The sequence below is a fragment of the Synechococcus sp. BDU 130192 genome, from assembly GCF_963876085.1.
GTDB lineage: Bacteria > Cyanobacteriota > Cyanobacteriia > Cyanobacteriales > MRBY01 > MRBY01.
In genome coordinates, this window is sequence record NZ_CAWNNO010000002.1 from 24,091 (window position 1) to 49,446 (window position 25,356).

The following is a 25,356-nucleotide window of genomic DNA, read 5'->3' on the forward strand; positions in this document are numbered from 1 at the left end:
CGTGCTGCCAGATTTAGAGCTCACCACAATCGGCGATCGCAATTTCCTGTTTCGGGGCACCACTACCAGAACCTTGGGCTTCCATAGCTTTGACCACATCCATACCTTCGATAACCTTACCGAAGACCACGTGCTTACCGTTGAGCCAAGGGGTTAAGGTTGTGGTGATAAAGAACTGAGAGCCATTGGTATTGGGGCCACGGTTCGCCATACTCAGCAAACCTGGAACATTGTGGCGCAGTTCAAAGCTTTCGTCTTCAAAAGTGTCTCCATAAATGGATTCACCGCCGGTGCCGTTGCCATTGGTAAAGTCTCCCCCTTGGCACATGAATTCAGGGATCACCCGGTGAAATTTGGAGCCTTTGAAATGGAGGGGTTTGCCCCGTTTGCCGATGCCTTTTTCACCAGTGCAGAGGGCGCGGAAATTTTCAGCGGTTTTGGGGGCAACGTCGGCCCGTAGTTCAAAAACAATGCGTCCGGCACTTTCGCCGCCGATGGTGATATCAAAAAAAACTTTGGGGTTGGGCTGTTCGCTCACGATTACTTGTCCTAAAAAATGTCGTCTCTTTAACCAAATGGTACTGCAAGGGTGGTCAGGGGCGATCGCCCGTAAAGAAATCGAGAAGTACATTCTTCATCCACAACGTTATTGGCAGTTGACATATGGCAACAGCAGGACTAGATTGAGTATTACTATTCCAATCAAAATACAGATGACCAGTAACATGGGACGTCAATGGGCAAGCTACACCACAACAAAGAAATCGCGGCCGCCATACAAGAAGCATTAGAGCAAGGTTGGACATTCAAAAAATCTAGTGGTTCTGCCCATGCTTTTGGGGTTTTGCTTTGTCCAGAACATAATCGTTTGGGTTGTAAAAAATCAGTTCTGTCTACACCCCGCAATCCTGAAAATCATGCTAAGCAAATCAGAAAAGCCATTAAACAATGTTCCCATTCAGAAAACAATGAATAATTATGAATTTTCGTTGGTTTTAGCAAATGTTCGCGACTTTAATGAACAGCTTGTTGATTGCATTTTTGAAGCAGGCTGTGACGATGCTTCGTTATTAACCCGTAATGGTGTAGTCTATCTAGATTTTGATCGTGAAGCAACTTCTTTTACTGAAGCCGTTTGGTCGGCGATTCGTCAAGTTGAAAGTATTGCTCAACCTAAGATTCGTGTCGATAGTATTCAGCCAGATGATTTAGTGACAGTGTCTGAAATAGCACGTCGTATCCAAAAAAGTCGTGAATATGTACGTTTGCTCATTAATGGCGAAAGAGGTACAGGCAATTTTCCGTTACCTATTTCTGGGATGAGTCAAAAATCAATGATCTGGAGTTGGTCAAGGGTTTCTCAATGGCTGTTTAAACAGGGTTTAGTTTCAGAAGAACAAGTGGCGATCGCCCAAGAAATTGCAGATATTAATCAATATCTCTTTCATCGAGATCATTGGCGAGAATTTAATCAACGAATGAAAAAAATTGAAGCTCATCTATTGGCTGTTTAGCTGACCTGTTCAATTTGGCGTACAGCGGTCAGGGCAGAATAACTTACCCCCGCCGTACCTTCCCCCGGATGGACAGAATCTCCCACGAGCCAAACATTTTTAAACGGTGTTCTGGTGGCGAATCCAAAGGGCGCAAAGGTAGAAATTCGCTGTCCCACACCGCCAACAAAGCCTTTGTGTCGGGCCGTATAGAAAGCAAAGGTGCGCGGCGTTCCGGCTTCTTGAACAATGATATTTTCTGGGGAAAGGTCAAAAAAGCGATTTAATTTGGCGATCGCCTCCTGGGTGTAACGCTCCTTCCGTTCGGCGTAATCTTCCCCAAACCAAGGATCAGGATCGACAAAAGAGGAGGCGATAATCGTCCGGTGACCCTCTGGGGCGCGGCCATCATTCGGCTTACTCACCGAAACAAAGAGGGAATTATTTTCGCCAATTGCTTGGTCATAATCATAGAGAAATTGCAGGTGAGGTGGACAATTTTTGGGAATTGCCGCTTCCTTGACCCCTAAATAAATGACAAAGGCCCCCGATGGATCGGGCAAATTTTCAATGCGTTTTTGATAGATTTTTTTGAAAATTGATTCAGGCGGATGCTCTGAAATTTTAATTAAATCTTGAACCGTGGTGTTCGCGACTACGTGATCAAAGGCTTGTGTAACAATTTCATTTTGACGCTGATCAAAGACTGTTAATTGAGGCTTAGTTTGACCCAAGTTAATTTCCTTAATGCGGTGGCGAGTGAGTAATTTCCCCTCATGTTTTTCGAGGGCTTCGATCAGGCGATCGCTCAAGGCTTGCATACTACCCTGGAGATGAAATAAACCTTGGGGGGTTTGGGAAACGGCGAGGGCTGTTGCGCCGTAGAGTAGTGCGGTTTCGGAACTATCAACTTGGGAGTACAGCTTTAACTGCAAATCCAAAAAAGTTTTTAATCTTTGATCTGCCGCAACACCACATAATTTCAACGCGTCTAAAACCGTCATCAAAGCAAAGGGAACTGTGATCAATGTATCTAAACGAAATGCCTTGATTAACTGCAAAATATCCCAAGGATTACGGGGTGGCACCACCGGATCGCGGCCTTGAAATTGCCAACTCGCCGCAAATAAAATCTTTAATAAATGCCAAAATTTTTCACTTTTGGGAAATTGTTTAAGGCGTTCAACTTCCCATTTTTCCGCATCACGCCAAACATTAATGGGTTCTGTTTCGCCCGGTAAAAAAACCGCACAAGCCGGATCACAAACCGTTGCTTCGGGTAAAGCGACGCCCAATTCTTGAAAAATACGCTGGTGAATCCCCCCTACTTCTAAGCCCGCCACCTGGGTCGCCCCTACATCGAAGGTAAAACCCCAACGCTTAAAAGTGGACGCACAGCCCCCGGCGATCGCCGCTTGCTCATAGACCGTGACATCGTAGCCCCGTTTCGCCAACAGAGCCCCCGCCGTTAAGCCACCAATGCCCGCCCCAATGACCGCAATCTTGCCCTTACTCATCCCGAAACATCCGTTACAATTCTTTACCTTTCCCTATTGTCCAAAATTTTGCCTTTCTTGACAAAAAGGCGATCGCCCCTGATAAAGAGAGATTGCCGAACCTGCTACAGTCCGCAACTTGGTAAAGTATTTAGACAGTCACTAAACAGCCCACCCAGAGAAAAGACCTATGTTTGACGCCCTAGCCGAACGCCTAGAAGATGCCTGGAAATCCCTCCGGGGCCAGAACAAAATCAGCGAATCTAACATCAAAGAAGCCTTAAAGGAAGTTCGTCGCGCCCTCCTCGAAGCCGACGTTAACCTCCAGGTGGTCAAGGGCTTTATTTCTGATGTGGAAAAAGCGGCAGTCGGTGCAGAAGTTATTTCTGGCGTTAACCCAGGGCAACAGTTCATCAAAATTGTCTACGACGAACTCGTCAAAATCATGGGGGAAAGCAACGTTCCCCTCGCCGAAGCAGAAAATAAGCCCTCCGTGATTCTCATGGCTGGGTTGCAAGGGACGGGGAAAACCACTGCCACCGCCAAACTTTCCCTCTATCTCCGCAAGCAAAATAAAACCGCCCTGATGGTTGCAACCGACGTTTACCGTCCAGCGGCGATCGATCAGCTCAAAACCCTCGGTGAACAAATTGACGTGCCCGTGTTCGACCTGGGCAGTGACGCCAATCCCGTTGACATTGCCAAACAAGGGGTTGAAAAGGCAAAAGAACTCGGTGTTGATGTCGTCCTCGTGGATACGGCGGGTCGCTTGCAGATCGATGCCGACATGATGGCCGAACTGAAGCAAATTAAAGAAAGCATCAATCCCGACGATACATTGCTAGTCGTTGACTCGATGACGGGCCAAGAGGCTGCTAGTTTAACCCGCACCTTCCACGAAGAAATTGGCGTTACCGGGGCCATTCTCACCAAGATGGATGGGGATACCAGAGGTGGTGCGGCCCTATCTGTGCGGATGATCTCTGGTCAACCGATCAAATTTATTGGGGTTGGTGAAAAAGTAGAAGCCCTAGAACCATTCTATCCAGACCGTTTAGCGTCCCGTATCCTCAACATGGGCGATGTACTCACCCTCGTTGAAAAGGCCCAGGAAGCCGTTGATCTGTCCGACGTCGAGGAAATGCAGGCCAAGTTACTCGAAGCCCGCTTTGACTTTGATGACTTTCTCAAACAGATGCGCCTGTTAAAAAATATGGGCTCCCTGGGCGGCATGCTGAAGCTCATCCCTGGCATGGGTAACAAAATTGATAAAAATATGCTCGAACAGGGGGAAGTGCAACTGAAGCGCGTGGAGACCATGATCAACTCCATGACCAAGGAGGAGCGCAAAAATCCGGATGTATTAGCCCAAACACCCAAGCGTCGTACCCGTATTGCCAAGGGCTCTGGGTTATCAGAAAAAGATGTCTCAAAACTCATTGCTGACTTTACCCGGATGCGGAAAATGATGCAGCAAATGGGTCAAGGGGGAGGCTTACCTGGAATGGGTGGACTCGGTGATCTGTTCGGTGGGGGAATGCCTGAGATGGGCGGACGTCCCGGTCGTGGTGGCGCACCGAAGAAGAAGAAAAAGGCGAAAAAGAAAAAAGGTTTTGCTGACCTCTAGGTTTTCGTTGCTACGATGAATGAAATGGTGCCAAATAAACGGAGATTCGTCCATGGCTAGTTTGTATGAAAAGTTAGGCGGCGCAGCGGCAGTTGATCTGGCGGTGGAAAAATTCTACGGTAAGGTTCTGGCCGATGAACGAGTTAATCGTTTTTTTGTCAATACTGACATGGCCAAACAGAAGCAACACCAAAAGGATTTTATGACCTATGCTTTTGGGGGCACGGATCGATTTCCGGGCCGTTCGATGCGGGCTGCCCATCAGGACTTAGTTGAAAATGCGGGTCTAACGGATGTCCATTTCGATGCGATCGCCGAGAATTTAGTGTTGACCCTCCAGGAATTAAATGTGTCCCAAGATTTGATCGATGAAGTCGTCACCATTGTGGGTTCAGTACAGCACCGCAACGATGTTTTAAACCGCTAGTCGTTAGTATCGATCGACCATTGCACAGTGAAATCAGACGATGGATGGGGAACAATGACCAAAAAGCCCCATCTTTTTTATGGCTATGATTAATTCAGAGCAGTTAAAACCGCCCCTAAAGTGGGCTGGGGGTAAGCGTTGGTTAGTCCCTAAATTACGGTTAATTTGGCAAGATTATCAAGACTATCAATTAATTGAGCCGTTCTGTGGTGGTTTGGCGATCGCCTTGGGTTTGGTTCCGCAAAAAGCAATTTTAAATGACGTTAATTTCCATTTAATTAATTTTTATCAGCAGCTCAAAAAAGGTTTAAAAAGTAGTATTTTAATGGCAAATGATGCTGATTTATATTATCAATGCCGAGACCGTTTTAATGAATTGATTGAAAATAATCAAAGCGAGACCCAAGAAGCTGCTATTTTATTTTATTATTTAAACCGGACTGGGTTTAATGGCTTGTGTCGATTCAATTCCCAGGGAAAATTTAATGTCCCTTTCGGGCGATATCGTTCGATTAACTATAGGGATGATTTTTTTGCCTACAAAAAGTTATTTCAAGCTTGGCAGTTTCAATGGGGAGATTTTGAGAAAATTCCAGTTGCTGACCATAGTTTTATTTATGCTGATCCGCCCTATGATGTGGAGTTTCGTCAGTATGCCGCCGGGGGGTTTAGTTGGGCCGATCAAGAGCGATTAGCCACCTGGCTGGCAGCACAAACCGCGCCAACAATTGCTTCTAATCAAGCCACGCCCAGAATCTTAGATCTGTATCAAAGTTTGGGCTTCACCGTGACGACCTTAAGCGCCCCACGACGCATTGCCTGCAACGGCGATCGCACTCCGGCTAAAGAGATGCTCGCCTTCCGTAATTTGGCAGCAAAAGATTTGTTGAATACATAGGGTTTATGCAATTTCTGCAACCATTTTAGGCACCCTGTAAATTGTGATACCAGTTTTCCGGCGAGAAGAACTTACCTTGAAGGTCTGTCAACTTTTTATGTCTTGGTAAGGGGAGTGAATTCATGGGGCGAAGAAATACAGCACTGTCTGATGTTGCCCAACAGCCAACACTCCAGGAATTTTTGCAGTTATGTACAACGGCGGATCTTCGCCAGGAACCCACCGCCCAAGCCTGGGCTTTTCAATTACTCCGGGAAGGGACATTTCAAGAACGCTGGCGACTGGTTAAGGTTTTTGCAAAATTAGGTACAACGGCGATCGCCCCTCTCCTGAGCATCGCTGAAGATCACACCGCCGAAATAGAATTACGGTGGTTTGCGATTCGTATTTTGGGACAATACCAAGATCCTGAGGCGATCGCCCGTCTGATCTTGCTCATTGACCATTGTTCAGAAGAATTCCTCCTCGAAGAAATCATGAGAACGTTGGTGCAGCTAGAAGGAAAGGCCGTGGATTATCTAGTGCCGCTGTTGGCCAAGCCAGAAAGTCGTAGCCTCGCCGTAAACGCCCTTTGTAAATTACGCTATCCGCAAATTATTGATCCCCTGCTGACGGTCATTGATGATCCAGATCCGCAAATCCGTTCCTTAGCCATTGAAACCCTCAGTCAATTTCGCCAACCAGAAATTTTTACCGCTCTGTTGTCTGCCCTCACAGATACGGCGGCCCCAGTGCGTCGGGAAGCAGTTAAGGGTTTGGGCTTTTGGGGCCAGTCCGTTGATCCGGTTTTGTTGTGCGAAAAAGTCCAGCCGTTGCTCTACGATTTCAACCTGGAGGTTTGTGCCCAGGCCGGGTTTACCCTCAGTCGTTTCCCGATTCCCCAGGCTGCCGAGGCGATCGCCACCGTGCTGCAATCCCCCCATACGCCCGAACCCTTGCAATGTAACCTGATCCAAGCCCTCGGTTGGTTAGCCATTCCAGAAAGTTTAACCCAGCTCGAACCCTTGCTTTACCATGGGGCTGACACAGTGGTTTTAGAAACTCTCAAGGCATTTGGCCGAATCACCGAACCTAACCTGCGGGGGCAGGGGACAACAATTTTGCTGCAGTTTTGGCAAAAGGTTTCCCAGCCCCAACCCCTGCCGATTCAACAAGCATTCATTTATGCCCTCGGCCAGCTCCAGGATCCCCGCGCCCAGGCTTTACTAACTGCCTTTAGCCAAAGCCTCGAAAAACCAATTCAACTCCACGCGATCGCCGCCCTGAAAAAAATTGGCATCGCCGCAAGTTCCGAAGTTAGCTGATTTTTAGAAGCCAATCAGTTAAGCTAATTATTTCTTAATCTGAGAACATCCATTCCCCACCCACAGCAAGGCCCCATGAGTACCGAATTTCGTGAGCTACTGAAGAAAGTTGGCAGCGGTAAACACACCAGCAAAAGTTTGACCCGTGCCGAAGCGGCGATCGCCCTAGACATGATACTCGATGGTACCGCGACTCCCGCCCAAATCGGGGCCTTCCTCATTTCCCAACGGATTAAACGGCCTACCGGGGTAGAACTGGCAGGGATGCTCGATACCTATGACCGCCGCAGCCAAAAATTAGACCCCCTCCCCAACGGAGAAAAAGTATATATCCTAGGGATTCCCTACGATGGCCGCACCAAAACAGCCCCCATTGCACCGATCACAGCTTTGATTTTGAAAACGGCTGGGGTGCCCGTGCTCATGCATGGTGGCGATCGCCTGCCGACGAAATATGGCCTCCCCCTCGGAGAAATTTGGCAAGCCCTGGGCCTCGATTTCCAAGCCCTCAGTTTTGCGCAACTACAAAGCTACTTCCAGCGCACCCACTTTGCCTGCTGCTATACGCCGACGCTCCTGCCCGCTAGCCAAACCCTGATCTCCTACCGTGAAGAATTGGGCAAACGTCCGTCCCTGGCTACTCTCGAATTGGTCTGGTCGCCCTCTGGCGATCGCCAAGCCCACACCATCGCGGGTTATGTACACCCCCCCACCGAAGCGATTATTCGCGATACTTTCACCGAGCGGGGCAATCCTCCCTATACCCTGATCAAGGGCTTAGAAGGTAGTGGCGATCTACGGATTTCCCAGACCACCATTGTGGTCACCAATCAAACCGAATCCGCCGATGGATTTGTCTATCTCAAACCCAATCCCTATGACTACGGTTTAGGGGGTGAAGACATTCACCTAGAAAGTCCGGATCAATACTATCAAGATCTCGCCGCGCTTCTCCAGGGACAGCCTTCACCGCTAACCGATTCTGCTGTGTGGAATGGGGGCTTTTATTTGTGGCATTGTGGGCAAGTCAAGGATCTCCAAAGTGGTTTAGATTTAGCCCAAACCTGGGTCAAAACCGGAAAATTACAAGCAACCCTCACGGCTCTCAAGGCTGATTTAGGGGCAAGAATCGCCTCCTAAAATTTCAACAATCACACCGATGAATGCCATCTAATATTTTTATTGTTCACAATCTTAAAAATTTGTAAAAACAACATTTTCCGTCTAGACTAAAGGGAAGATACCGGAATAATACTTTTTCGTTAATAAAAGGACTGGGCTTGTTTTTTGTGGCGGCCCATCGTTATATATGTGAATGTGAGAAATTTCGCCTGGCGTTTTTCTCAACCATTGATACCAAAAGCCAGTCTTGTTTTTTGGTGCATTTAGTAAAGGGTAATGTGATCTTGTAATATTCGTTGACATTAGGGAGGCAGAGTCAGATGATGACAAACCATGCTGTACAACGGTTGGTGGAATTGGCCGAAGGCATTTACATCGAAACTGCGATCCCTAGGGAAAGTCATCCTGCGCTGCGGTCTGGCTTTGCGGGTTATCCCAGTAATCCCCGTTGGAATGTCCGCAAATATCAGGCTTGGAAACAGGGCAAACAATGGCGACAAGCTTTAGACAATGGGCAATTAGTGGTTGAAGAGCAGCACCTAGTCCCCGTGGTACAACCAGAATGTCAAGCCCCACCTCCCCCCAAGAAAACAACGCGAGATTGGCGATCGCCCCTCAAGAAATTAACCTTTTCGTTGAACTAGGCTTTCGTGGATTGACGGGATGGGGTTACAGTAAAATCCTCACACTTTATCTGTCCTAAAATTCCCGTTGGCGATCGCCCTATGCATTGCGATTATTTGATCCAAATTTTAAATGCCCGCGTTTACGACGTAGCCCAAGAAACTCCCCTCGAAGTGGCCCCCAATCTTTCGCGCCGCCTGCACAACCATGTGCTATTGAAGCGGGAGGATATGCAGTCGGTCTTTTCTTTTAAGCTGCGGGGCGCGTACAACAAGATGGCGCACCTAACCCCAGAGCAACTGCAATGTGGCGTGATCGCTGCCTCCGCCGGAAACCATGCCCAGGGGGTGGCCCTTGCCGCGACAAAGTTGGGCACGAGGGCAGTGATTGTAATGCCTGTGGTGACACCCCAGGTCAAGATCAATGCCGTTAAAGCCAGGGGTGGCGAGGTGATCTTGCATGGAAATGCCTATGATGATGCCTACGCCCACGCCCGCAAACTCTCGGAGGAACAGGGCTTAACGCTCATTCATCCTTTTGATGATCCCTATGTCATCGCTGGTCAGGGCACCATCGGCATGGAGATTTTACGCCAGTGCCAACAGCCCATCCACGCGATTTTTGTGGCGATTGGCGGCGGCGGATTAATTGCAGGCATTGCGGCCTATGTGAAGCGGGTGCGGCCGGAGATCAAAATTATTGGCGTCGAACCTGTGGATGCCGATGCTATGAAACAATCCCTTGCAACAGGGGAACGGGTGCAGTTATCCCAAGTGGGGTTGTTTGCCGATGGGGTGGCGGTGCGCTATGTCGGGGAAGAAACATTTCGCCTGTGCCAGGAATATGTCGATGAAATTATTCTGGTATCCACCGATGATACCTGTGCAGCCATTAAAGATGTATTTGAGGACACCCGCTCTATTTTGGAGCCGGCTGGGGCATTGGCGATCGCCGGGATGAAAGCCTATGTGGAGCGAGAAGGCATTCAGGACGAAACCTTAGTGGCCGTTGCCTGTGGGGCCAATATGAACTTTGATCGCCTGCGGTTTGTGGCCGAGCGAGCCGAATTAGGGGAAGGGCGAGAAGCAATTTTTGCCGTGACAATCCCAGAACAACCGGGCAGTTTACGAAAGTTTTGCCGTTGCATGGGCGATCGCAATTTAACGGAATTCAACTATCGCATTGCCGATGAACAGGAAGCCCATATTTTTGTGGGGGTACAAATTGCTGACCGCAGTGAAATTAAGACCCTCGCCGAAACCTTCGAAGCCAATGGCTTTAAAACCCTCAATCTCACCGATGACGAACTGACGAAATTACACCTGCGTCACATGGTCGGTGGCCGCAGTCCCAAGGCAACCCATGAGTTGTTCTATCGCTTTGAGTTTCCTGAATATCCAGGGGCGTTGATGAAATTTGTCGATACCATGAGCCCCCATTGGAATATCAGTGGGTTCCACTATCGCAATAATGGTGCTGATTATGGACGGATTGCGATCGCCGTCCAGGTGCCCCCGGCAGAAATGGACGATTGGCAAACGTTCCTCGACCAACTCGGTTATCGTTACTGGGACGAAAATCAAAATCCCGCCTACAAGCTCTTTTTGGGCTAAGGTTTTGTCCTACTCCCACACCACGGCGGCCCGCTCTTGAACCACACGTTGGTAAACCTGCTCCGTGGCGATCGCCAATTTTGCCCAATTAAAACGTCGGGGCAGATCCGCGTAGGCATTTTCTACGAGGATTTTGGCATATTCCGGGTGTTGTAAGACCTCCAAAATTCCCCAGGCGAGGGAACTGGCCACATTCGCGTAGGTGACAATGCCCGTTTCACCGTGGGTGACCACCTCCGGTAAGCCTCCCGTATTGGAAACCACCACGGGAACTTTCGCCGCAAAACTTTCGAGGGCAACAATCCCAAACGGTTCATACAAACTAGGGAACACGGCACAATCGGCGATGGTTTGGAACTTATCTAAATCCTCGTCGGACATAAATCCCGTGAAATTACACTGTTCCCAGATGCCCAAATTCCAAGCCTGTTCCTTCAGGCGATCGCCATTGCCCCCCCCAATAATCACAAACCGGACTTTCCCCCGCATCACCTCCAGAATCCGAGGCGCCGCACTCAGGAGCACATTAATTCCTTTTTCGTAGGTTAAACGTCCCACATAATAGACAATTCGATGGTCATCGGGGGCAAACTGACGACGAAAAGACTGACGGTCAAAACTAACCGCATGTTGTTTTTTTTCTGGCCGAATCCCATTAAAAATCACATCCATTTTCGGCCAGGGGGTTTGCAAGGCCCGCTCTAGCTCGTGGCGCATGTATTGACTACAAACGATCACCCGCCAGGCCTCGTGGGACAGCATTTTTTCCTTACGGGCGATGTAGCGGTGGGTGTCGGTGTGAATGCCATTGTGACGACCATATTCCGTGGCGTGAATGGTAGCCAATAGGGGAATTTTAAACTGATGTTTGAGGGCGATCGCCGCATCAGCGACTAACCAATCATGGCTATGGATCAATGCACAGGAGCCTGTTTTTTCTAAAAAGGCAGCACCATAGGCCAGCATTTCCCGGTTCATTGCCCCCACCCACTGGAAAAAATCAGGGTGATCCGGCACAACAACCCGATGCACATGGATGCCCTCGACAATTTCATAGGCTGGCGCTAACCCTGTGGCCAAGGTCAACATATGCACTTCATGGCCCAGGCGGACAATTTCTGGATACAGTTCCCCCACATGGCGAGCAATCCCACCCACAACCCGGGGGGGAAACTCCCAACTGAGTACTAAGATGCGCATTATTCCATCTCCCTCACCGCTTGCAAAAATACCCTTTCTTTCCCCATTCATTTAATCCCTTAAAGAAATTTCACAGCTCGCCGAGTGGGTCTGAACAAACGCTCTTTTTTCCTTTACAATAGAGGTGGGCAAAAACTTTTGCGATAAAGAATGAAAGTTTTTGTTCACTCCTCACACCATACTTCGTCCGAATCGCCATAGTATTCGGGCGTTTTTTTTTGTCAGTAATTTAACCAGATTGTTGCGCTCAAAGTTGCCGACTCTCCCTGGGATCAATCACATTTCTTGGTAGGGTTTGCTGCTGTCATATTCCCCTAAGCGATGGAGCATAGAAAAAGCTCGCTATATCCTAGCATTGGTTTTCCTTCAGTTTTCAAGAAAGCATCAAACGCAAAATTTTCTATCATTTTGCCTAAAGTTCCAGATGGGTCGGAGCCTTTATGCTAGAATCCCTAGGTATCCTTAGAAAAATCTTGTATAAATTAGGAATTTAGAGGCATGTCAAAAACTGCCGCAGTCACAGACGCAACCTTTCAAGAAGAAGTCCTCGAAAGTGACGTCCCTGTACTCGTCGACTTCTGGGCTCCTTGGTGTGGTCCCTGTCGTATGGTTGCTCCCGTCGTGGAGGAGATCGCCGAACAATACCAAGATCAAATCAAGGTGTTTAAGCTCAATACTGACGAAAACCCTGGTGTCGCCAGCGAATATGGTATTCGGAGCATCCCGACCTTGATGATTTTCAAAGGGGGCAAAAAGGTCAGCATGGTAGTCGGTGCTGTGCCCAAAACAACCCTCGCTGCTGCGATTGATAAAGAACTTTAAAAAAATTCTCTTAAGAACTTCAACGCACTCCTAGACAGCAACGGCATCATTTAACATCCGGCTTTTGCACTCAGCCCTAGCGTATTCCTAGGGTTTTTTAGTGTCTGGCTGAGTGGCGATCGCCTTGAGTTTTTGATAAGCATCGGAATTTGCCAACTCCGGTGGTGGCGAAAAGGTGGCAATGCCGAAACTTGGGGACGGTAGTGCTGAAGCGATAGAGGCTTCGGGGCGAGATTGTGCAGGCGGAGTGGAGGCGACTTTGGTCGGCAGTTCGGCACAGATCAGGCTTTCAAATTCTCGATTAAACTGGACTTGGGGCTTTTCCCAGCGCTGCCAAACCCGCAGGATTGCTGTGACCGAAATTTTTTTATAGCGCCCCCGATATAGGGCTTCGAGGACAGCTAGACGAACCCAGGCGACGGGACTATGGGCACACCATTGCTCAATGGTGGCTGCAGCGGTCTGACCATTGAGTTCAAAGCCATAATATTCTAAGAGGGCAATTGTTTCGACGATCGCCTGCTGTTCTGGGATGCTCTCCCCCATAGCAACTGTTCTCCTCTTGGTGACTGGTTTCTATCATCCCCTAAAGGTGAGGTTTACAACAATCTAAAGGTGAACATTTTGCCGTCAAATTTCTGAGCGGTTAACACGGTTACGCACTTTAGCAATGGTTTGGGGCAGTACCCCGACCAACTCAGCAAAGACATCATCGGACAGTTGGGCGGCTGTGTCGAGGTCAAACCAATTTTCAAACTGATTTAAAATAATTTGGGCCCGCTGTTCTGGTACGGGTTTGTCGGTGATCTGCTTCAGGAGTCGGACCCACTGCCGCCGAATAAGGTAGGCTTTTTCCCGCTCAGTACCGGGCGCTGGCACCAACAGGGACAGGGCACCCACGGGAATTACCGATTCTACATCTTGATCAAAAACGCCACCAATGATCGCCCCTGGGCCAGCAAAATCGCCGTGGTAGGCTTTGCGCAAAATCAGTCCATTTTTACGGCGGGGGTTCACCATCAAAAGCTCTCCCTGCTTCAATTGGGCCAAAATTTCAAGATGGTCTATGGGAGAATTTGTCGTTGAGGGGGGAGTAGAGCCCATGGCAAAGGATAAAGAACGGTGGCGATCGCCACATCAGCGGCGGTGAATTAAGAAACAAAAAGACTTAGGGAGATAAACTCTTTTGGACAAAGAGACGGCGCGGCCGACGCAGGAGCCAAGCACTTAGGGGACGTTCTGCATATTTAATATCATACCCACAACTGAGATAGAGTTGTTTGGCAGCTTCATTATTTTCCAAGACATGGAGGGCCACACTGCCATAGTGCCAGTAACGAACTTGGGTTTCACAACGGGCCAAAAGTTTTCGGGCAATGCCCAGGCGACGGTATTGGGGATTTACTGCCAAATTAGAAATATAGGGGGCTTTGGCGGGGGCGATCGCCAGCGCATTTAAGTAACGTACAGAGATTTCCACTGTGCCGACAATTTCCTGGGCTGTCGCCGTTTGCATTGCTGCCACAAAACAAGCGTGGTGCTCTTTGGTCTGTTTGAGACGATGGTGTAAATCTTCATAGACCCCCAGGCGCAGGAGAGGCGTCAGCCAGCCCCAAGTGCCTTGGTAGTGATGGAAACTATGGGTCAAGACCGTTGCTAGGGCGCGGGCATCCTCCAGGGTAGCAGGCCGAATACTCAGGGTACTCTGGCTGAGGGCCACATCGACTGAGGACAGTTGCGGGATATTCCAAACAGAAGAAAGACGAGGATTCACCAAGCCTCCGGAAACAAGGGTAAAATTTTTCTAGAAAAACTTGAAACCACAAACCATTGTGCCAATTTTATGAATGGCTTGTCGAGGGATAGATTTTGCCAATCATCTGCAAGGCTCTAAATTTGTGGGCCACCATTCTGATCATGATGTCCACCGACAATCGGTAAACAAGTCTTGCATGAAGGGCATTTGAGTAACTGAAGGCAAGCCGATGCCATTTTCAATGCACGTTTGAAAGCGGCACTGCATATTGTGAGGGAATCTTCACCATGGGACGAAAATCTAAACTAAAAAAACAGCGTAAAGCGATCGCCCAAAATCTATCCACTGCCAAGTCTCCATCACCCAAGGGGGATATCGAGACCCTGAATCGGCTTGGCTACGGCGAACATAATCGACTGCGATCGCCAGAAATTCCCGCCGATCGACCAGAACCCCAGTTATAAAGCTGTAATAAAAATCCCCCCTCGCCTGGAGGAGGGGGCAATTGATCACTCAACTACGGAATTAGGCGCGGTTCGCCTCATTAATTTCGGCCAAAATCTTGTCTGCTCCCTGGGCGATCGCCTTTTGGGCTAATTCAATGCCCAATTTCTCCGCATCGGCACGGCTACCCCTGACCTCATCGCGGATTAAGGTTTGGCCATCAAGGCTCGCAACCATCCCCACTAAGGTTAGGCGATCGCCTTCAATGGTTGTGTTGACCCCAATCGGTACTTGGCAGCCCCCCTCCAACTGACGCAGGAAAGAGCGTTCTGCATAACAGCGATCGCGGCTCTCGGCATGTTCGAGTACAGGCCGCAACAGACCCAAAATCTCCTCATCCTCATCCCGGCATTCGATACCCAAGGCCCCTTGGCCCACGGCATGGAGGGAAATATCACTGGAAATAATCTGGTGGATGCGATCGCCAAAATCAAGCCGTTGCAGACCCGCCGCCGCCAAAATAATCGCGTCATACTCGCCCCGGTCTAACTTCGCTAGGCGCGTATTCACATTGCCGCGAATATCTTTAAATTCCAAATGGGGGAAGTGGTGCCGTAGTTGGGCCAGACGCCGTAGCGAAGAAGTGCCAATCACCGAACCGCTTGGGAGGGTTTCTAGCTTTTGATCCCGATGCTTCTCGTTAACCACCAGGGCATCCGCCGGGTCAACCCGCTCCGTGACACAGCCGAGCATCAACCCCTCAGGCAAATTCGTGGGCAAATCCTTCAGGGAATGCACCGCAAAATCTGTCTCTCCCTTCAACATGCCGTCTTCGAGTTCCTGGGTAAATAGCCCCTTATCGCCAATTTTCGAGAGGGCCACATCCAGCACCTTATCCCCTTGGGTTTCCATGGTTTGGACTTCAAAGGTGATCTCTGGGTAAGCCTTTTGGAGCTCATCCCGTACCCAATAGGTTTGGACTAAAGCAAGTTGGCTTTTGCGGGAGCCAATCCGCACAGTGCGTTTTGAAGGGGTCTCAGCGGTCATATCAATTCGGATTTATAAAAATGATCTTAAAATTTTGACTCAAACTAGGGTATCGCGTTGTCCGTCCCTAATCGCAGAATTTTTTCTGAGAACAGCCGGAAATGTTACAACTGTTCACGAAATCCCCAAAAATCAGAGTCCCAATCCTAGAGCACGAGGCGGACAAATTTCTTTTTCCCCACCCGGAGCACCTTATCTACTAATTGCTCCGGCTTCTCAAAGGCAAGATTCATGTCCGTGATCCGCTCATCATCGAGGCGAACTGCACCCCCTTTAATTTGGCGACGACCATCCCCACCGCTGGAACACAGGCCAGAAGCCCCCAAAATATAAAACAGAGGCGAGGGGAATTCCACTGCGCCCAGGGAAAATTCGGGAATATTGGCGGCGGCAACATCCTGTACAGCTTTCTCCGCATCTACCGCCGCTGCAGCCCCATGGAACTGAGTAACAATGTCCCGGGCCAGGAGTTTTTGTTGGTCACGGGGGTTTGTCGGCAAGGTTTGCAGGTCTTGTTTAGTGAGCAGTTCAAAATAGTCCTTCAGCAAGCTATCGGGGGTATTCTGCAACTTTTGGTACATGGTGTGGTGATTGTCCTTGAGGCCCACATAGTTATTGAGACTTTTGGACATTTTTTCTTTGCCATCGGTACCGATCAAGATAGGCAGCAATAGGCCGAATTGGGGCTTTTTCCCAAAGTGTCTTTGCAGATCCCGCCCCACGGCAATATTAAATTTTTGGTCAGTGCCCCCAAGTTCTACATCTGCATCCACGGCCACCGAGTCATAGCCCTGCATTAGGGGATAAAGAAATTCATGGATGTAAATTGGGTTTTCGCTTTGGTAACGTTTGGCAAAGCCTTCTTTAGCCAGCATTTGCTGCACCGTCATTGTCGCCAGCAGTGCTTGGATTTTGGCTAAATCTAAATCCTTAAGCCATTCGGAGTTATAGCGAATTTCGAGGCGGCCTGGGGTCTCAAAATCGAGGATTGGTCGCAGTTGCTCTAGGTAGGTTTCGGCATTTTGTTGCACGTCGGCGGCACTGAGCTGTTTGCGCACTTCTGATTTGCCGGTGGGGTCGCCAATCTGGGCGGTAAAGTCGCCAATAATCACCACTGCGGTGTGGCCCGCATCTTGGAATGCACGCAGTTTACGGAACGGAATACTATGGCCGAGGTGGAGATCTGAACCCGTCGGATCAATGCCTAATTTGACCCTCAAGGGGCGATCGCCTGTCTGGAGAACCTGGGCTAAATTTTCTTCAGGATTATCCGGAAAAATTTCGCTGGTGCCACGGGTTAGCCACTCAAGATTCGCAGACATATTCACAGGGGATTTTGTTAACTCAATTGTGGAAATTTAAACCTGCCTATTGTGCCATATTCTGCTGAGATTATTGAATGCAGCGAAGCGATAAGCTGCCTATTCTGGGGTTGCGGTTATGGCTTCAGGATTTTCGGCCTTTTCCTTCAATTCAAAATAAGCCGCCATCACATCCCGCACCATCGGCCCAGCCACAGAACCACCACCGCCACCGGAATGTTCCGCAAAGGCGACGACAACGATCTCTGCCTCGTCATAGGGAGCAAAGGCACCGAACCAAGCATGGTTTTCCCGGGGGGGAGCTTCAGCCGTGCCACTTTTACCCGCTGCCGTCGGAATCCCAGGAATATTGAGCACTGTACCCGTGCCGTTAGTGACCACGGCCCGCAAGCCTTGGCGAATGGCTTCTAGGGTACTGGGGGCCATGTTGAGGGACGTTTTCACCGGAGTATCGGTTTGGACGAGGTGGGGTTGCACTAAATAGCCGCCATTCGCTGTTACCGCAAACATCTGGGCCACCTGTAGGGGGGTCGCCAACGTTAAGCCTTGGCCGATGGACATATTTACAGTGTCTCCCACATTCCAGGGGCGATCGAGGCGCTCTTGGGTCCAATCATCATCCGGAATTAGACCGCTAGTTTCTTCGTTGAGTTCAATGCCAGTGGGTGAACCAAAGCCAAAGCGGCGCGACCAATCAATCAGGGTTTCACCGCCAACACCCCGCCCCACCTGGCCAAAAAAGGTGTTACTACTCCAGGCCATTGCTTTCACGTAGCCAGCGGCGCCAAAACCAGCCCGGTTCCACTCATAGAAACGAACCCCGGCAGCGGCGAGGTAAGGACTGGTGCTCAACACTGTGTTGGCTGGATATTTGCCGGATTCCATCCCGGCGGCGGCGGTCACAACTTTAAAAGTCGATGCTGGCGGAAACCCACGAATGGCGCGATTAATAAAGGGATCGCCCTGGGCAGTAACGGCGGCCCATTTTTCGGGGGAAATGCGATCAGAGAAGATATTCGGATCAAAGTTAGGGTAACTCGCCATCGCCAAGACATCGCCATTGCGCGGATCGAGGGCAACGATCGCCCCTTTGCGTCGTCCCAAAACCCTCTGGGCAACCTTTTGAAGTTCAGCATCTAGGGTAAGACGCAGATCTTCCCCGGCCTGGGCTGGTTTTTCTCCCAGGATTTTCACAAACCGGCCATCGCGGTCCACTTGAATTTCTTGGCCGCCCCATTCCCCACGCAGACGGGATTCTAGGGACGCTTCTAGACCTAATTTACCGATGTAATCCTGGAGGCGATAGCCTTCTGCTTGGCGGGTCTCAAATTCTTCGGGGGTTAATTCTCTCGTGTAACCGAGGACATGGGAGGCCGTATCTCCTTCGGGATAATAACGCACCGGTTCGATAATCACCTCTACTCCGGCAAGGGTCTGGTGATGTTCTTCGATGGCGGTAACTTGGGCAAGGGTCAAATTGCGGGCGATCGCCAAGGGTTCAGTGGCGTAGATATCTTGAGATTCTAGGCGCTTTTCAATTTCAGCGGGGGCAATGCCTACCAACTGGGAGAGCAATTGTTTCGTTTTTGGCCAATCGGGTCTCGTGCGGGCTACGGGCCACACATAGACGGCATGGGCAAGTTTTGTGGTGGCCAGCACCTTGCCATGGCGGTCAAACATATTACCCCGGATCGGTGGTTTGGGGGCAATGCGGACGCTATTATTCCGGGCCGTTTGTCGCAGTTCATCTCCCTTAACGAGTTGCAAAAAAGCCAAGCGGGAACCAATGCCGCCCAGGAGTGCCAAGCTAACGGCAAACATAATTCCCCAGGGACGAACACCCCGGCCAACGGTGCGACCCGATTCTTTGCGTGAGGCTTTTGCAAGGGGAGAGATGAGGGTCATGGGTGCCTAGGAAAAAAGGAAAATTGATTCTAATTTTAGCGTGCGCATTAGGCTTTTTAGGTCAAGATAAAACTGAGTAGGACTAAGCCCAGGTTGATCAGATAAAAAGCGCCAACAATCTGGGTTTCAGGCCAGCCACTGAGTTCTAGGTGATGGTGAATGGGGGCCATTTTGAGGAGTCGTTTCCCTTGACCGGTTTCGTCTTTGGTGGCTTTGTAATAACTGACCTGGGCAATGACAGAGACGGCTTCAATACAAAAAATGCCACTGATAATCAGCAGCCCCCAAATGTTGCCGCTCAGGATTCCCGCTGCGGCCAAACCTCCCCCCAGGGCGAGGGAACCGGTATCCCCCATGAAAACTTTTGCGGGATTGCGGTTGTGGTAAATAAAACCGAGACAAGCCCCACTCAAGCAAGCACAAAGTAAGCTCAGGCCAGGATGTGCGGGCAAAGCGAGGGCACCCACGCCCAGGAAGGCGATCGCCCCTGTCCCTCCTGCCAGCCCATCGACACCATCGGTGAGGTTCGTGGCATTACTTTCGGCGACCATAGCAAAGCCAGCCAAGGCCCAAAAGAAAACACCGAGGGGTAAACTCAGTCCCGCAAAAAAGGTAATTGTCGTCAGTTCCGGGGCGGTGAGGGCAAGCCAAATACAAAACACCACGGCGATCGCAATTTGCAGGATCAGTTTCATCCGGGGAGAAATGCCTTTATTGGACTTGAGACGCAGCACTTGCCAATCGTCCACCCAACCGATAAAACCGTAGGCGAGGGTCACAAGGGCCACGGCGATCGCCTCTGGATCGAACCCCGCAAAGATTACTCCAGCAATTAGACCAACGGGCAAGAAAATGAGGCCACCCATGGTGGGAGTTCCCGCTTTTTTGAGGTGAGCCTGGGGGCCTTCTTCGCGAATAATTTGACCCGTTTTCAGCCGCCGCAGTAGGGGCACGATCCACACCCCAAAGATCCCAGCCACAATCGCCGAGACCAAAACCGGAATCCACAGGGGCAAAATATTGCTAGGGTTCAGTTGGGGCTGATGGCTAATCAACACAGCGAGGCCCACGAGCAGGGCGCTCAAGAGACCTAGCAGTTGGGTGCCAGAGGGTTTCTGAAAAAAGAGAGGCAGTGACGATTTGCTTTCCACGGGGTTATTTGGCGTTGATCAAACTCCCCAAAAAGATAGCATCTCCCTGGCTCTATCTCGCTCTACTTAGGGGACTTTGTTTTGGTCGAGGAGTATGCCACAGTGAAAATTTCACCTAACTGTTATGGGGCTAATCAAACCATGGCGATCGCCACAGAAAAAATTACCGTCGGTAACCTCACTTGGTTCTACCGCGAGACCGAAAAACAAGACAATGGCCGCCTGCCGATCCTCTTTCTCCATGGACTGCCCGCCCACAGTTACGGTTGGCGCGGTGTGCTGGAACGTTTAGGGGCGGTAAATTTTCACTGTATTGCCCCGGATTGGCCTGGATCTGGTTTTTCGAGCTATCCCAGCAGTCGGGAGTTTTCCTACCGAGCCGAGGCGTTCCAAGGGGCATTAAAGGATTTTCTCGCTGCTTTAAAAATTGAGCGTTGCCACATTGTCACCCAGGGATTTCTCGGCCATGTGGGGGTTTTATTTGCCCTCAACGAACCAGAAATTTGCGATCGCCTGGTGATTCTCAATAGTCCGATCTTGCCGGGGAGTAAACTGCCCTGGGTGATGCAGCAGTGGGGCCTGCTCCTTGCTGGGGAGATGCTCACTCAGGATCCGCTGTTAGTAGACCGCACCCTCGAAAAAGGTAGTGGCTTCGTGATTGGTGACAGTGACCTCACCACCTACCGCAAACCCTACAAAACCAGTTCTGCCGTGGGTCGTGCCCTGATGACGACGGTGCGTCGCTTTGAGTTAGCCAAAGTTTTGCCGGACTTGGGCGATCGCCTCAAAAATCGGCCTGCACCGACCCTGCTTGTCTGGGGGACTCAAGATCCTTGGTTAGACAATGGCCAGATCGAAAACTGGGTCAAAACAGAAACCGCCCACCGTTGGGAAGCCTTGCCCGAAGCGAAACATTATCCCCAGGAGCATTTTCCGGAGGCGATCGCCCCTGTACTGAGTGAATTTCTTGCTTAGAAAACTAGGGGAGCCATAAAAAAATATGAATGGCACCAGCAGAAAACCTAATCTCAGTCCTATTTGTGAGATGATGTTGGCAATTGAAAACCTGATAACGTCATTAAGCTTTAATACATAATCATGATGCTACGTTTGCGGTCAGTTTTGTCCTTGCTGTTAGTGGTCATCACCACTTTTCTCGTCAGTTGCTCTAGCCCTGTGGTCAAAGTACCTGATACCTACACCCCCGACCGGATTTCCCAAATCCAAACCTATATGGTGCCTGTTAGCGAAGCCCGCGAAGGCATGGAGACCCTTGGGGAATTTGTTCAAGCCGATAACTGGGTAGATACACGCACCTATATTCACGGGCCTTTCGGGTTCCTACGTCGTGATCTGACCTATCTTGCGAATACCCTGCTGCCGAATGACCAAAAAGCAGCTAAGGATCTCATCGATGAAATCTTTGCTCATTTAGAACGTCTAGATGTTGCGGCCCAAGCCCGGAACGCAACTGCGACCACAACGGAATATAGAAATGCCCTTGCGGATTTTGATGCTTTCTTACAGTTGATCCCAGGTGATGCTGAAGCAAGCTAATTGAAATTTATTCGGTTTTAAAAAAATTCCTTGTAAAAGTGATGAGGCGGTCAGGTGATCGCCTTTTTTTATTACCTACTTTTTTTCAAAAAATTAACCTGTTGTCTCACAAGAACTGGCGGAAACTGTGCCTGAAATATCACCAACATAAATCCCTTTACGAATCACGCCAATCCCATTGGAAATAATTAAACAACGTTGGTATTGAGACTGGGTATCCGCAAGGACAATAGTGCGCAGCGGACTGGTGTTACCTCGGTAATTAAAGTTAATCGCTTGGTTACTGGCATTGTTATATTTGATCACAACATTTTCAAGCACCACATCTTCCGTTACCCGACAGTCAGAGGACACTTTTGCATTTTCACTATTGTTAGTGGGCAAAATTACCCGACAAGTGCGACTTTGGCGAATCGCTTCCTGTTGAGTCCGTTGTAACAAACCCTGCAAAGCCGTAAAGTCTTGTCTTGCGCCTGCCCGTGCCAAAAAGCCAAGTAGTGATGGCGTTGCAATTCCTGCCAAAATGCCGACTAATAGCAAAACTCCCAACATTTCAAAGAGAGTGAATCCTTTGTCTTGGGAGTTTTTAAAGGGTGCTTTGAACTCAGAAAATAATAGTGACATGACGCACAGTCTAAGTAGATCTAACTACAATTTCCATCATATCAATTATTGTAAGTACTACCTGAGCGTATACAAACGCGATCGCTCATATCACTGGTCAACCCTCCCTGTTTGGCTTTAATTCCAAAACAGAACCAAGTAGTGCTATCGTTTTTGCCGGTTAAATTTCCAAATGTATAGTTTGTCGCTGCAATATTAGGAACAGTTGCTGTACTTGGTAGTGTACAGTTATTGCCTTGGCAACGGTAAAGGTCAAATGTTGTCCCTCCATCCGGTGCTAACCAATCAATTCTGAGATCTGTATCAGAGCCATTATTGCCGACAAGATCTCTTCGACTAAAGTCAATCGTATTAATCGTCGGTTTCGATAAACCTTGTTGGGCTCCACAAACTTGATTACTTGCAGGGCTAACAATTGAACTTTTAGTGGCCTTAACTGCAAAACACCATTGATTACCGACACCTGGATCGCTACTCGGTGTAAAGGAAAGATTGGTGGTATTCGTTGTACTCCCTGATAATGGGTCGCAATTTAATCCTTGGCAACTAAATACCCGATAACCCGTTGCCCCGGTCACGGCTGACCAGTTCACAGTTGGTCTCACTAAAGATGAGTTATTCAAAGTAATTACGGGTGCCGCGAGACTGGTTTCGAGGGTTGTACAGGTTTGACGGCTGGTTGTTTGGGTGCCGTCAGTCACGTCAATGGCATAACAGATGTTAGTTCCTTCAGCAATGCCAGAAACACTATCAGTGAAACTACCGCTGCCCGTATTTTGTGTCGTTCTAGTAGATCTCGCCGTGGTGGGTGTACAGTTTTCTCCAGTACAACGTTTCAGAGAAAGATTATAGGTCGGTGATGCCGTACTGCCCCCTGTAATCGAACTCCAAGCAATATTTGCTTCCGAAGTATCTGGATCAATGGTGACAACAAGGCCGCTCAGCAACAGGGGATCAATTTTAGTTTCACATACAGTTTCTGTTTGGTCTGTTGTCCCGTCTGCATCGCTGACTTGAATTGCGTAACAAACGTTTCGGCCTCTAGCAATGCCACTAATACCATCTGCATGCACTGACGTAACATCAGAAGTCAGCAAGCTGGGCGTACAGCTACTATTGGTTGTATCGCACCGATAGAGATTGTAGGTATAGTCTGGGGTGCCACCTGTTGCATTAGGCCAGGTAATGTCCATCTCTGCACTACTAACATCAAGGGTTACTGTTAGAGAATCTGGCGCAGTAAGGGGAGCATCTTTAACTAGACATTCTGTTGCGCCAATGCTGGTGACAGCGCTACTGTCTGTCACTTGCACGGCATAGCAAATTTTACTACCACTGGTAACCGCTGCAATATTATCTCCAGAGAAACTTTTATCTTGGGTCGCTAAATTGAGAGGTGTGGTCGGAGTACAGTCTGGAAGATTAATAATACCAAGTATAGACGGGCTGACACAGCGCAATAGATCGTAAGTATAGGGATAGTCGCCACCAGAGGCGCTTAACCAAGTTAGATCGACGGTGTTATCAGCTTGTTCCGTAATTGTTTTGATTGGTGGTGCAGAGAGGGGTTGCCCCTTGATGATACATTTCGGGTCACTCTGGGCTTCGCCACCTGCTTGATCTTTGACAACGACGGCATAGCAAATTTTTTGACCATCGCTGATCCCTGTTAGTGGATCGGGGAAGTAGGAGGTATCGGCAATTTCTGGATCGCGCACCAATGTTGTGGGGTCACAATCATCTGCATTCCCTGCAACATCGCAACGCTTCAGACCATAGAGGTAGCCGGGATCACCGCCAGAAGCAGCTTGCCATTCAAGGCCCACTTCTCCTTGGGATTCCCAAATATCTTCAATTTGCGGCGGGATCAGTTTATCAACAATTTCAACACAAACAGGATTACTCGTGCCAATATCTCCTTCTGCATCCGTGACTTTGACAGCATAACAAACGGTATTTCCCTGGGATAAGCTGGAAATATTATCGGTGTAGGTTGTGGTTGTTAAGCTACTCGCAACAGTATCGGAAGTGGCAATATCAATGGCGCAGGTGTCTGGCCCTTCGCTACAACGATAAAGGGTATAGGAATAGGGTTGTGTCCCTCCGAGGGCTTCACTCCAGTTGACGGTTGCGGTCGTCAAATCACTACTTAAGGTCACTGAAGTAATGGAAGGATTTTTCAGAAAGCCTCCTTCTGGACTGAGACTCCGGGCAAAAGCAGCACTATTAACACTCAAAACTTCAGATGTATTATTGCTACCATCAAAGTCATTCACTTCACCGTAGAGTGCTAGATCGACTTTAAAAACATCATTGCCCGTTGCGGATGTACCTACTTCTAAGCACGCTCGGAAACCAGCATTGCCAATTGCAGTTCCAGAGGCGCAATCAATGGTAAGACTCGTGTTTTCAGAAATAGCATCAACGAGAACTGTCCAGTTACTAGGGTCATCACCTGTTCTATAATCTCGTCGCCGCAGCACCATCGGCCCGACCCAAGGGGAATTCGCATCTTTTTCTGCGATCGAATATTCAATGGTTCGCGAACTAGCATTATCCCCTGTGGTTGGAAAATATTCTAAAACCAGGGTGTCATTGGGGGTGTCGTCATCTGTGGTGGCAACGGAAAGAAAACGCGATCGCCGGACGTCTTCTGTGATGTAATCAATGGCGCGGTTAAGTTGAGAACGGCGCTGGGTCCGGGCTTCGGTGCGATTGCTGGCATTGAGGGTGGCGACCATGGCAGTGCCAAGACCGGCAGCCACGATCCCACTCAGGGTGATCGCCAGGAGCACTTCTGTAACAGTAAAGCCTCGGCTACCTTGTGAGGTCGATCGTCTATTGAGCAAATTAAAATAATATTTTAGGAGCCAACGTCTCATCGTTTTGCAGGCCTCAAACCGGTAGCAAGATAAAATGCCATA

At 49.3% G+C, this 25,356-nt stretch carries 25 protein-coding genes; 13 read left to right on the forward strand and 12 right to left on the reverse strand.

Annotated elements, in window-relative coordinates:
• Window positions 1-13 precede the first annotated feature (13 nt).
• Window positions 14-631, reverse strand: coding sequence for a peptidylprolyl isomerase (locus tag AACT35_RS00785; protein WP_099238498.1), 618 nt, complete (start codon window positions 629-631; stop codon window positions 14-16).
• Between the two features lie 105 nt (window positions 632-736).
• Here AACT35_RS00785 and AACT35_RS00790 point away from each other — a divergent pair, with 105 nt between their 5' ends.
• On the forward strand, window positions 737-976 hold the full coding sequence (locus tag AACT35_RS00790; RefSeq protein WP_012307238.1) for a hypothetical protein: 240 nt from the start codon (window positions 737-739) through the stop codon (window positions 974-976).
• Window positions 969-1,514 carry a hypothetical protein gene (locus AACT35_RS00795; protein ID WP_099238500.1) on the forward strand — a complete coding sequence of 182 codons (546 nt, stop codon included), beginning with the start codon at window positions 969-971 and terminating at the stop codon, window positions 1,512-1,514. Before AACT35_RS00790 ends, AACT35_RS00795 begins: the two co-directional genes overlap by 8 nt.
• Here the strand turns inward: AACT35_RS00795 and crtD are convergent.
• Complete coding sequence (gene crtD, locus AACT35_RS00800) at window positions 1,511-3,010, reverse strand: C-3',4' desaturase CrtD (RefSeq protein ID WP_099238502.1); 1,500 nt, start codon at window positions 3,008-3,010, stop codon at window positions 1,511-1,513. The genes AACT35_RS00795 and crtD overlap by 4 nt on opposite strands.
• A gap of 169 nt (window positions 3,011-3,179) precedes the next feature.
• Here crtD and ffh point away from each other — a divergent pair, with 169 nt between their 5' ends.
• The 7 genes from ffh to ilvA all read left to right on the forward strand — a co-directional run bounded on the left by ffh (window position 3,180) and on the right by ilvA (window position 10,604).
• Window positions 3,180-4,616 (forward strand): signal recognition particle protein, encoded by a 1,437-nt coding sequence (gene ffh / locus AACT35_RS00805; RefSeq protein ID WP_099238504.1) that lies wholly within the window; start codon window positions 3,180-3,182, stop codon window positions 4,614-4,616.
• Between the two features lie 52 nt (window positions 4,617-4,668).
• The gene (locus tag AACT35_RS00810) at window positions 4,669-5,043 is read left to right on the forward strand and encodes a group I truncated hemoglobin (RefSeq protein WP_012307234.1); all 375 of its coding nucleotides are present in this window, start codon (window positions 4,669-4,671) and stop codon (window positions 5,041-5,043) included.
• Window positions 5,044-5,122: 79 nt separating this feature from the next.
• Window positions 5,123-5,941: a DNA adenine methylase gene (locus AACT35_RS00815; protein WP_099238506.1), complete on the forward strand. Its 819-nt coding sequence runs from the start codon at window positions 5,123-5,125 to the stop codon at window positions 5,939-5,941.
• A 122-nt stretch (window positions 5,942-6,063) separates the two neighbouring features.
• Window positions 6,064-7,245 (forward strand): HEAT repeat domain-containing protein, encoded by a 1,182-nt coding sequence (locus AACT35_RS00820; RefSeq protein ID WP_099238508.1) that lies wholly within the window; start codon window positions 6,064-6,066, stop codon window positions 7,243-7,245.
• Between the two features lie 75 nt (window positions 7,246-7,320).
• A complete protein-coding gene (locus AACT35_RS00825) occupies window positions 7,321-8,385 on the forward strand; it encodes an anthranilate phosphoribosyltransferase family protein (RefSeq protein ID WP_099238510.1) in 1,065 nt (354 codons plus the stop codon).
• A gap of 302 nt (window positions 8,386-8,687) precedes the next feature.
• Window positions 8,688-9,011: a hypothetical protein gene (locus AACT35_RS00830; protein ID WP_062434312.1), complete on the forward strand. Its 324-nt coding sequence runs from the start codon at window positions 8,688-8,690 to the stop codon at window positions 9,009-9,011.
• Window positions 9,012-9,092: 81 nt separating this feature from the next.
• Complete coding sequence (gene ilvA / locus AACT35_RS00835) at window positions 9,093-10,604, forward strand: threonine ammonia-lyase, biosynthetic (RefSeq protein ID WP_099238512.1); 1,512 nt, start codon at window positions 9,093-9,095, stop codon at window positions 10,602-10,604.
• 9 nt (window positions 10,605-10,613) lie between these two features.
• Here ilvA and AACT35_RS00840 read toward each other — a convergent pair whose 3' ends face one another.
• Window positions 10,614-11,804, reverse strand: a complete 1,191-nt coding sequence (locus AACT35_RS00840; RefSeq protein ID WP_065716510.1) for a glycosyltransferase family 4 protein — start codon at window positions 11,802-11,804, stop codon at window positions 10,614-10,616.
• A 498-nt stretch (window positions 11,805-12,302) separates the two neighbouring features.
• Here AACT35_RS00840 and trxA point away from each other — a divergent pair, with 498 nt between their 5' ends.
• Window positions 12,303-12,626: a thioredoxin gene (gene trxA / locus AACT35_RS00845; RefSeq protein ID WP_012307227.1), complete on the forward strand. Its 324-nt coding sequence runs from the start codon at window positions 12,303-12,305 to the stop codon at window positions 12,624-12,626.
• Between the two features lie 87 nt (window positions 12,627-12,713).
• Here trxA and AACT35_RS00850 read toward each other — a convergent pair whose 3' ends face one another.
• The 3 genes from AACT35_RS00850 to AACT35_RS00860 all read right to left on the reverse strand — a co-directional run bounded on the left by AACT35_RS00850 (window position 12,714) and on the right by AACT35_RS00860 (window position 14,400).
• Window positions 12,714-13,172: a hypothetical protein gene (locus AACT35_RS00850; RefSeq protein WP_099238514.1), complete on the reverse strand. Its 459-nt coding sequence runs from the start codon at window positions 13,170-13,172 to the stop codon at window positions 12,714-12,716.
• A gap of 84 nt (window positions 13,173-13,256) precedes the next feature.
• The gene (locus AACT35_RS00855; protein ID WP_030006998.1) at window positions 13,257-13,730 is read right to left on the reverse strand and encodes a hypothetical protein; all 474 of its coding nucleotides are present in this window, start codon (window positions 13,728-13,730) and stop codon (window positions 13,257-13,259) included.
• Window positions 13,731-13,794: 64 nt separating this feature from the next.
• Window positions 13,795-14,400: a GNAT family N-acetyltransferase gene (locus AACT35_RS00860; RefSeq protein WP_041443511.1), complete on the reverse strand. Its 606-nt coding sequence runs from the start codon at window positions 14,398-14,400 to the stop codon at window positions 13,795-13,797.
• 269 nt (window positions 14,401-14,669) lie between these two features.
• On the opposite strand from AACT35_RS00860, the gene AACT35_RS00865 reads away from it, so the two are divergent.
• Complete coding sequence (locus AACT35_RS00865) at window positions 14,670-14,846, forward strand: hypothetical protein (protein WP_158227951.1); 177 nt, start codon at window positions 14,670-14,672, stop codon at window positions 14,844-14,846.
• Between the two features lie 61 nt (window positions 14,847-14,907).
• Here AACT35_RS00865 and hemC read toward each other — a convergent pair whose 3' ends face one another.
• The 4 genes from hemC to mraY form a co-directional block, all read right to left on the reverse strand.
• Entirely contained in the window at window positions 14,908-15,873 is a 966-nt protein-coding gene (gene hemC, locus AACT35_RS00870) for a hydroxymethylbilane synthase (RefSeq protein ID WP_099238516.1), read from the reverse strand.
• A gap of 146 nt (window positions 15,874-16,019) precedes the next feature.
• Entirely contained in the window at window positions 16,020-17,195 is a 1,176-nt protein-coding gene (tyrS, locus tag AACT35_RS00875) for a tyrosine--tRNA ligase (protein WP_099238518.1), read from the reverse strand.
• Window positions 17,196-17,294: 99 nt separating this feature from the next.
• The gene (gene mrdA, locus AACT35_RS00880) at window positions 17,295-19,100 is read right to left on the reverse strand and encodes a penicillin-binding protein 2 (protein ID WP_099238520.1); all 1,806 of its coding nucleotides are present in this window, start codon (window positions 19,098-19,100) and stop codon (window positions 17,295-17,297) included.
• A 56-nt stretch (window positions 19,101-19,156) separates the two neighbouring features.
• On the reverse strand, window positions 19,157-20,251 hold the full coding sequence (gene mraY, locus AACT35_RS00885) for a phospho-N-acetylmuramoyl-pentapeptide-transferase (RefSeq protein ID WP_099238522.1): 1,095 nt from the start codon (window positions 20,249-20,251) through the stop codon (window positions 19,157-19,159).
• Window positions 20,252-20,353: 102 nt separating this feature from the next.
• On the opposite strand from mraY, the gene AACT35_RS00890 reads away from it, so the two are divergent.
• Window positions 20,354-21,226 (forward strand): alpha/beta fold hydrolase, encoded by an 873-nt coding sequence (locus AACT35_RS00890; RefSeq protein WP_254047971.1) that lies wholly within the window; start codon window positions 20,354-20,356, stop codon window positions 21,224-21,226.
• Window positions 21,227-21,349: 123 nt separating this feature from the next.
• Complete coding sequence (psbQ, locus tag AACT35_RS00895; RefSeq protein ID WP_254047972.1) at window positions 21,350-21,808, forward strand: photosystem II protein PsbQ; 459 nt, start codon at window positions 21,350-21,352, stop codon at window positions 21,806-21,808.
• Between the two features lie 93 nt (window positions 21,809-21,901).
• Here the strand turns inward: psbQ and AACT35_RS00900 are convergent, their stop codons facing one another.
• Window positions 21,902-22,432 (reverse strand): GspH/FimT family pseudopilin, encoded by a 531-nt coding sequence (locus tag AACT35_RS00900; RefSeq protein WP_052349659.1) that lies wholly within the window; start codon window positions 22,430-22,432, stop codon window positions 21,902-21,904.
• 41 nt (window positions 22,433-22,473) lie between these two features.
• The gene (locus tag AACT35_RS00905) at window positions 22,474-25,314 is read right to left on the reverse strand and encodes a prepilin-type N-terminal cleavage/methylation domain-containing protein (RefSeq protein ID WP_099238526.1); all 2,841 of its coding nucleotides are present in this window, start codon (window positions 25,312-25,314) and stop codon (window positions 22,474-22,476) included.
• Window positions 25,315-25,356: the final 42 nt, after the last annotated feature.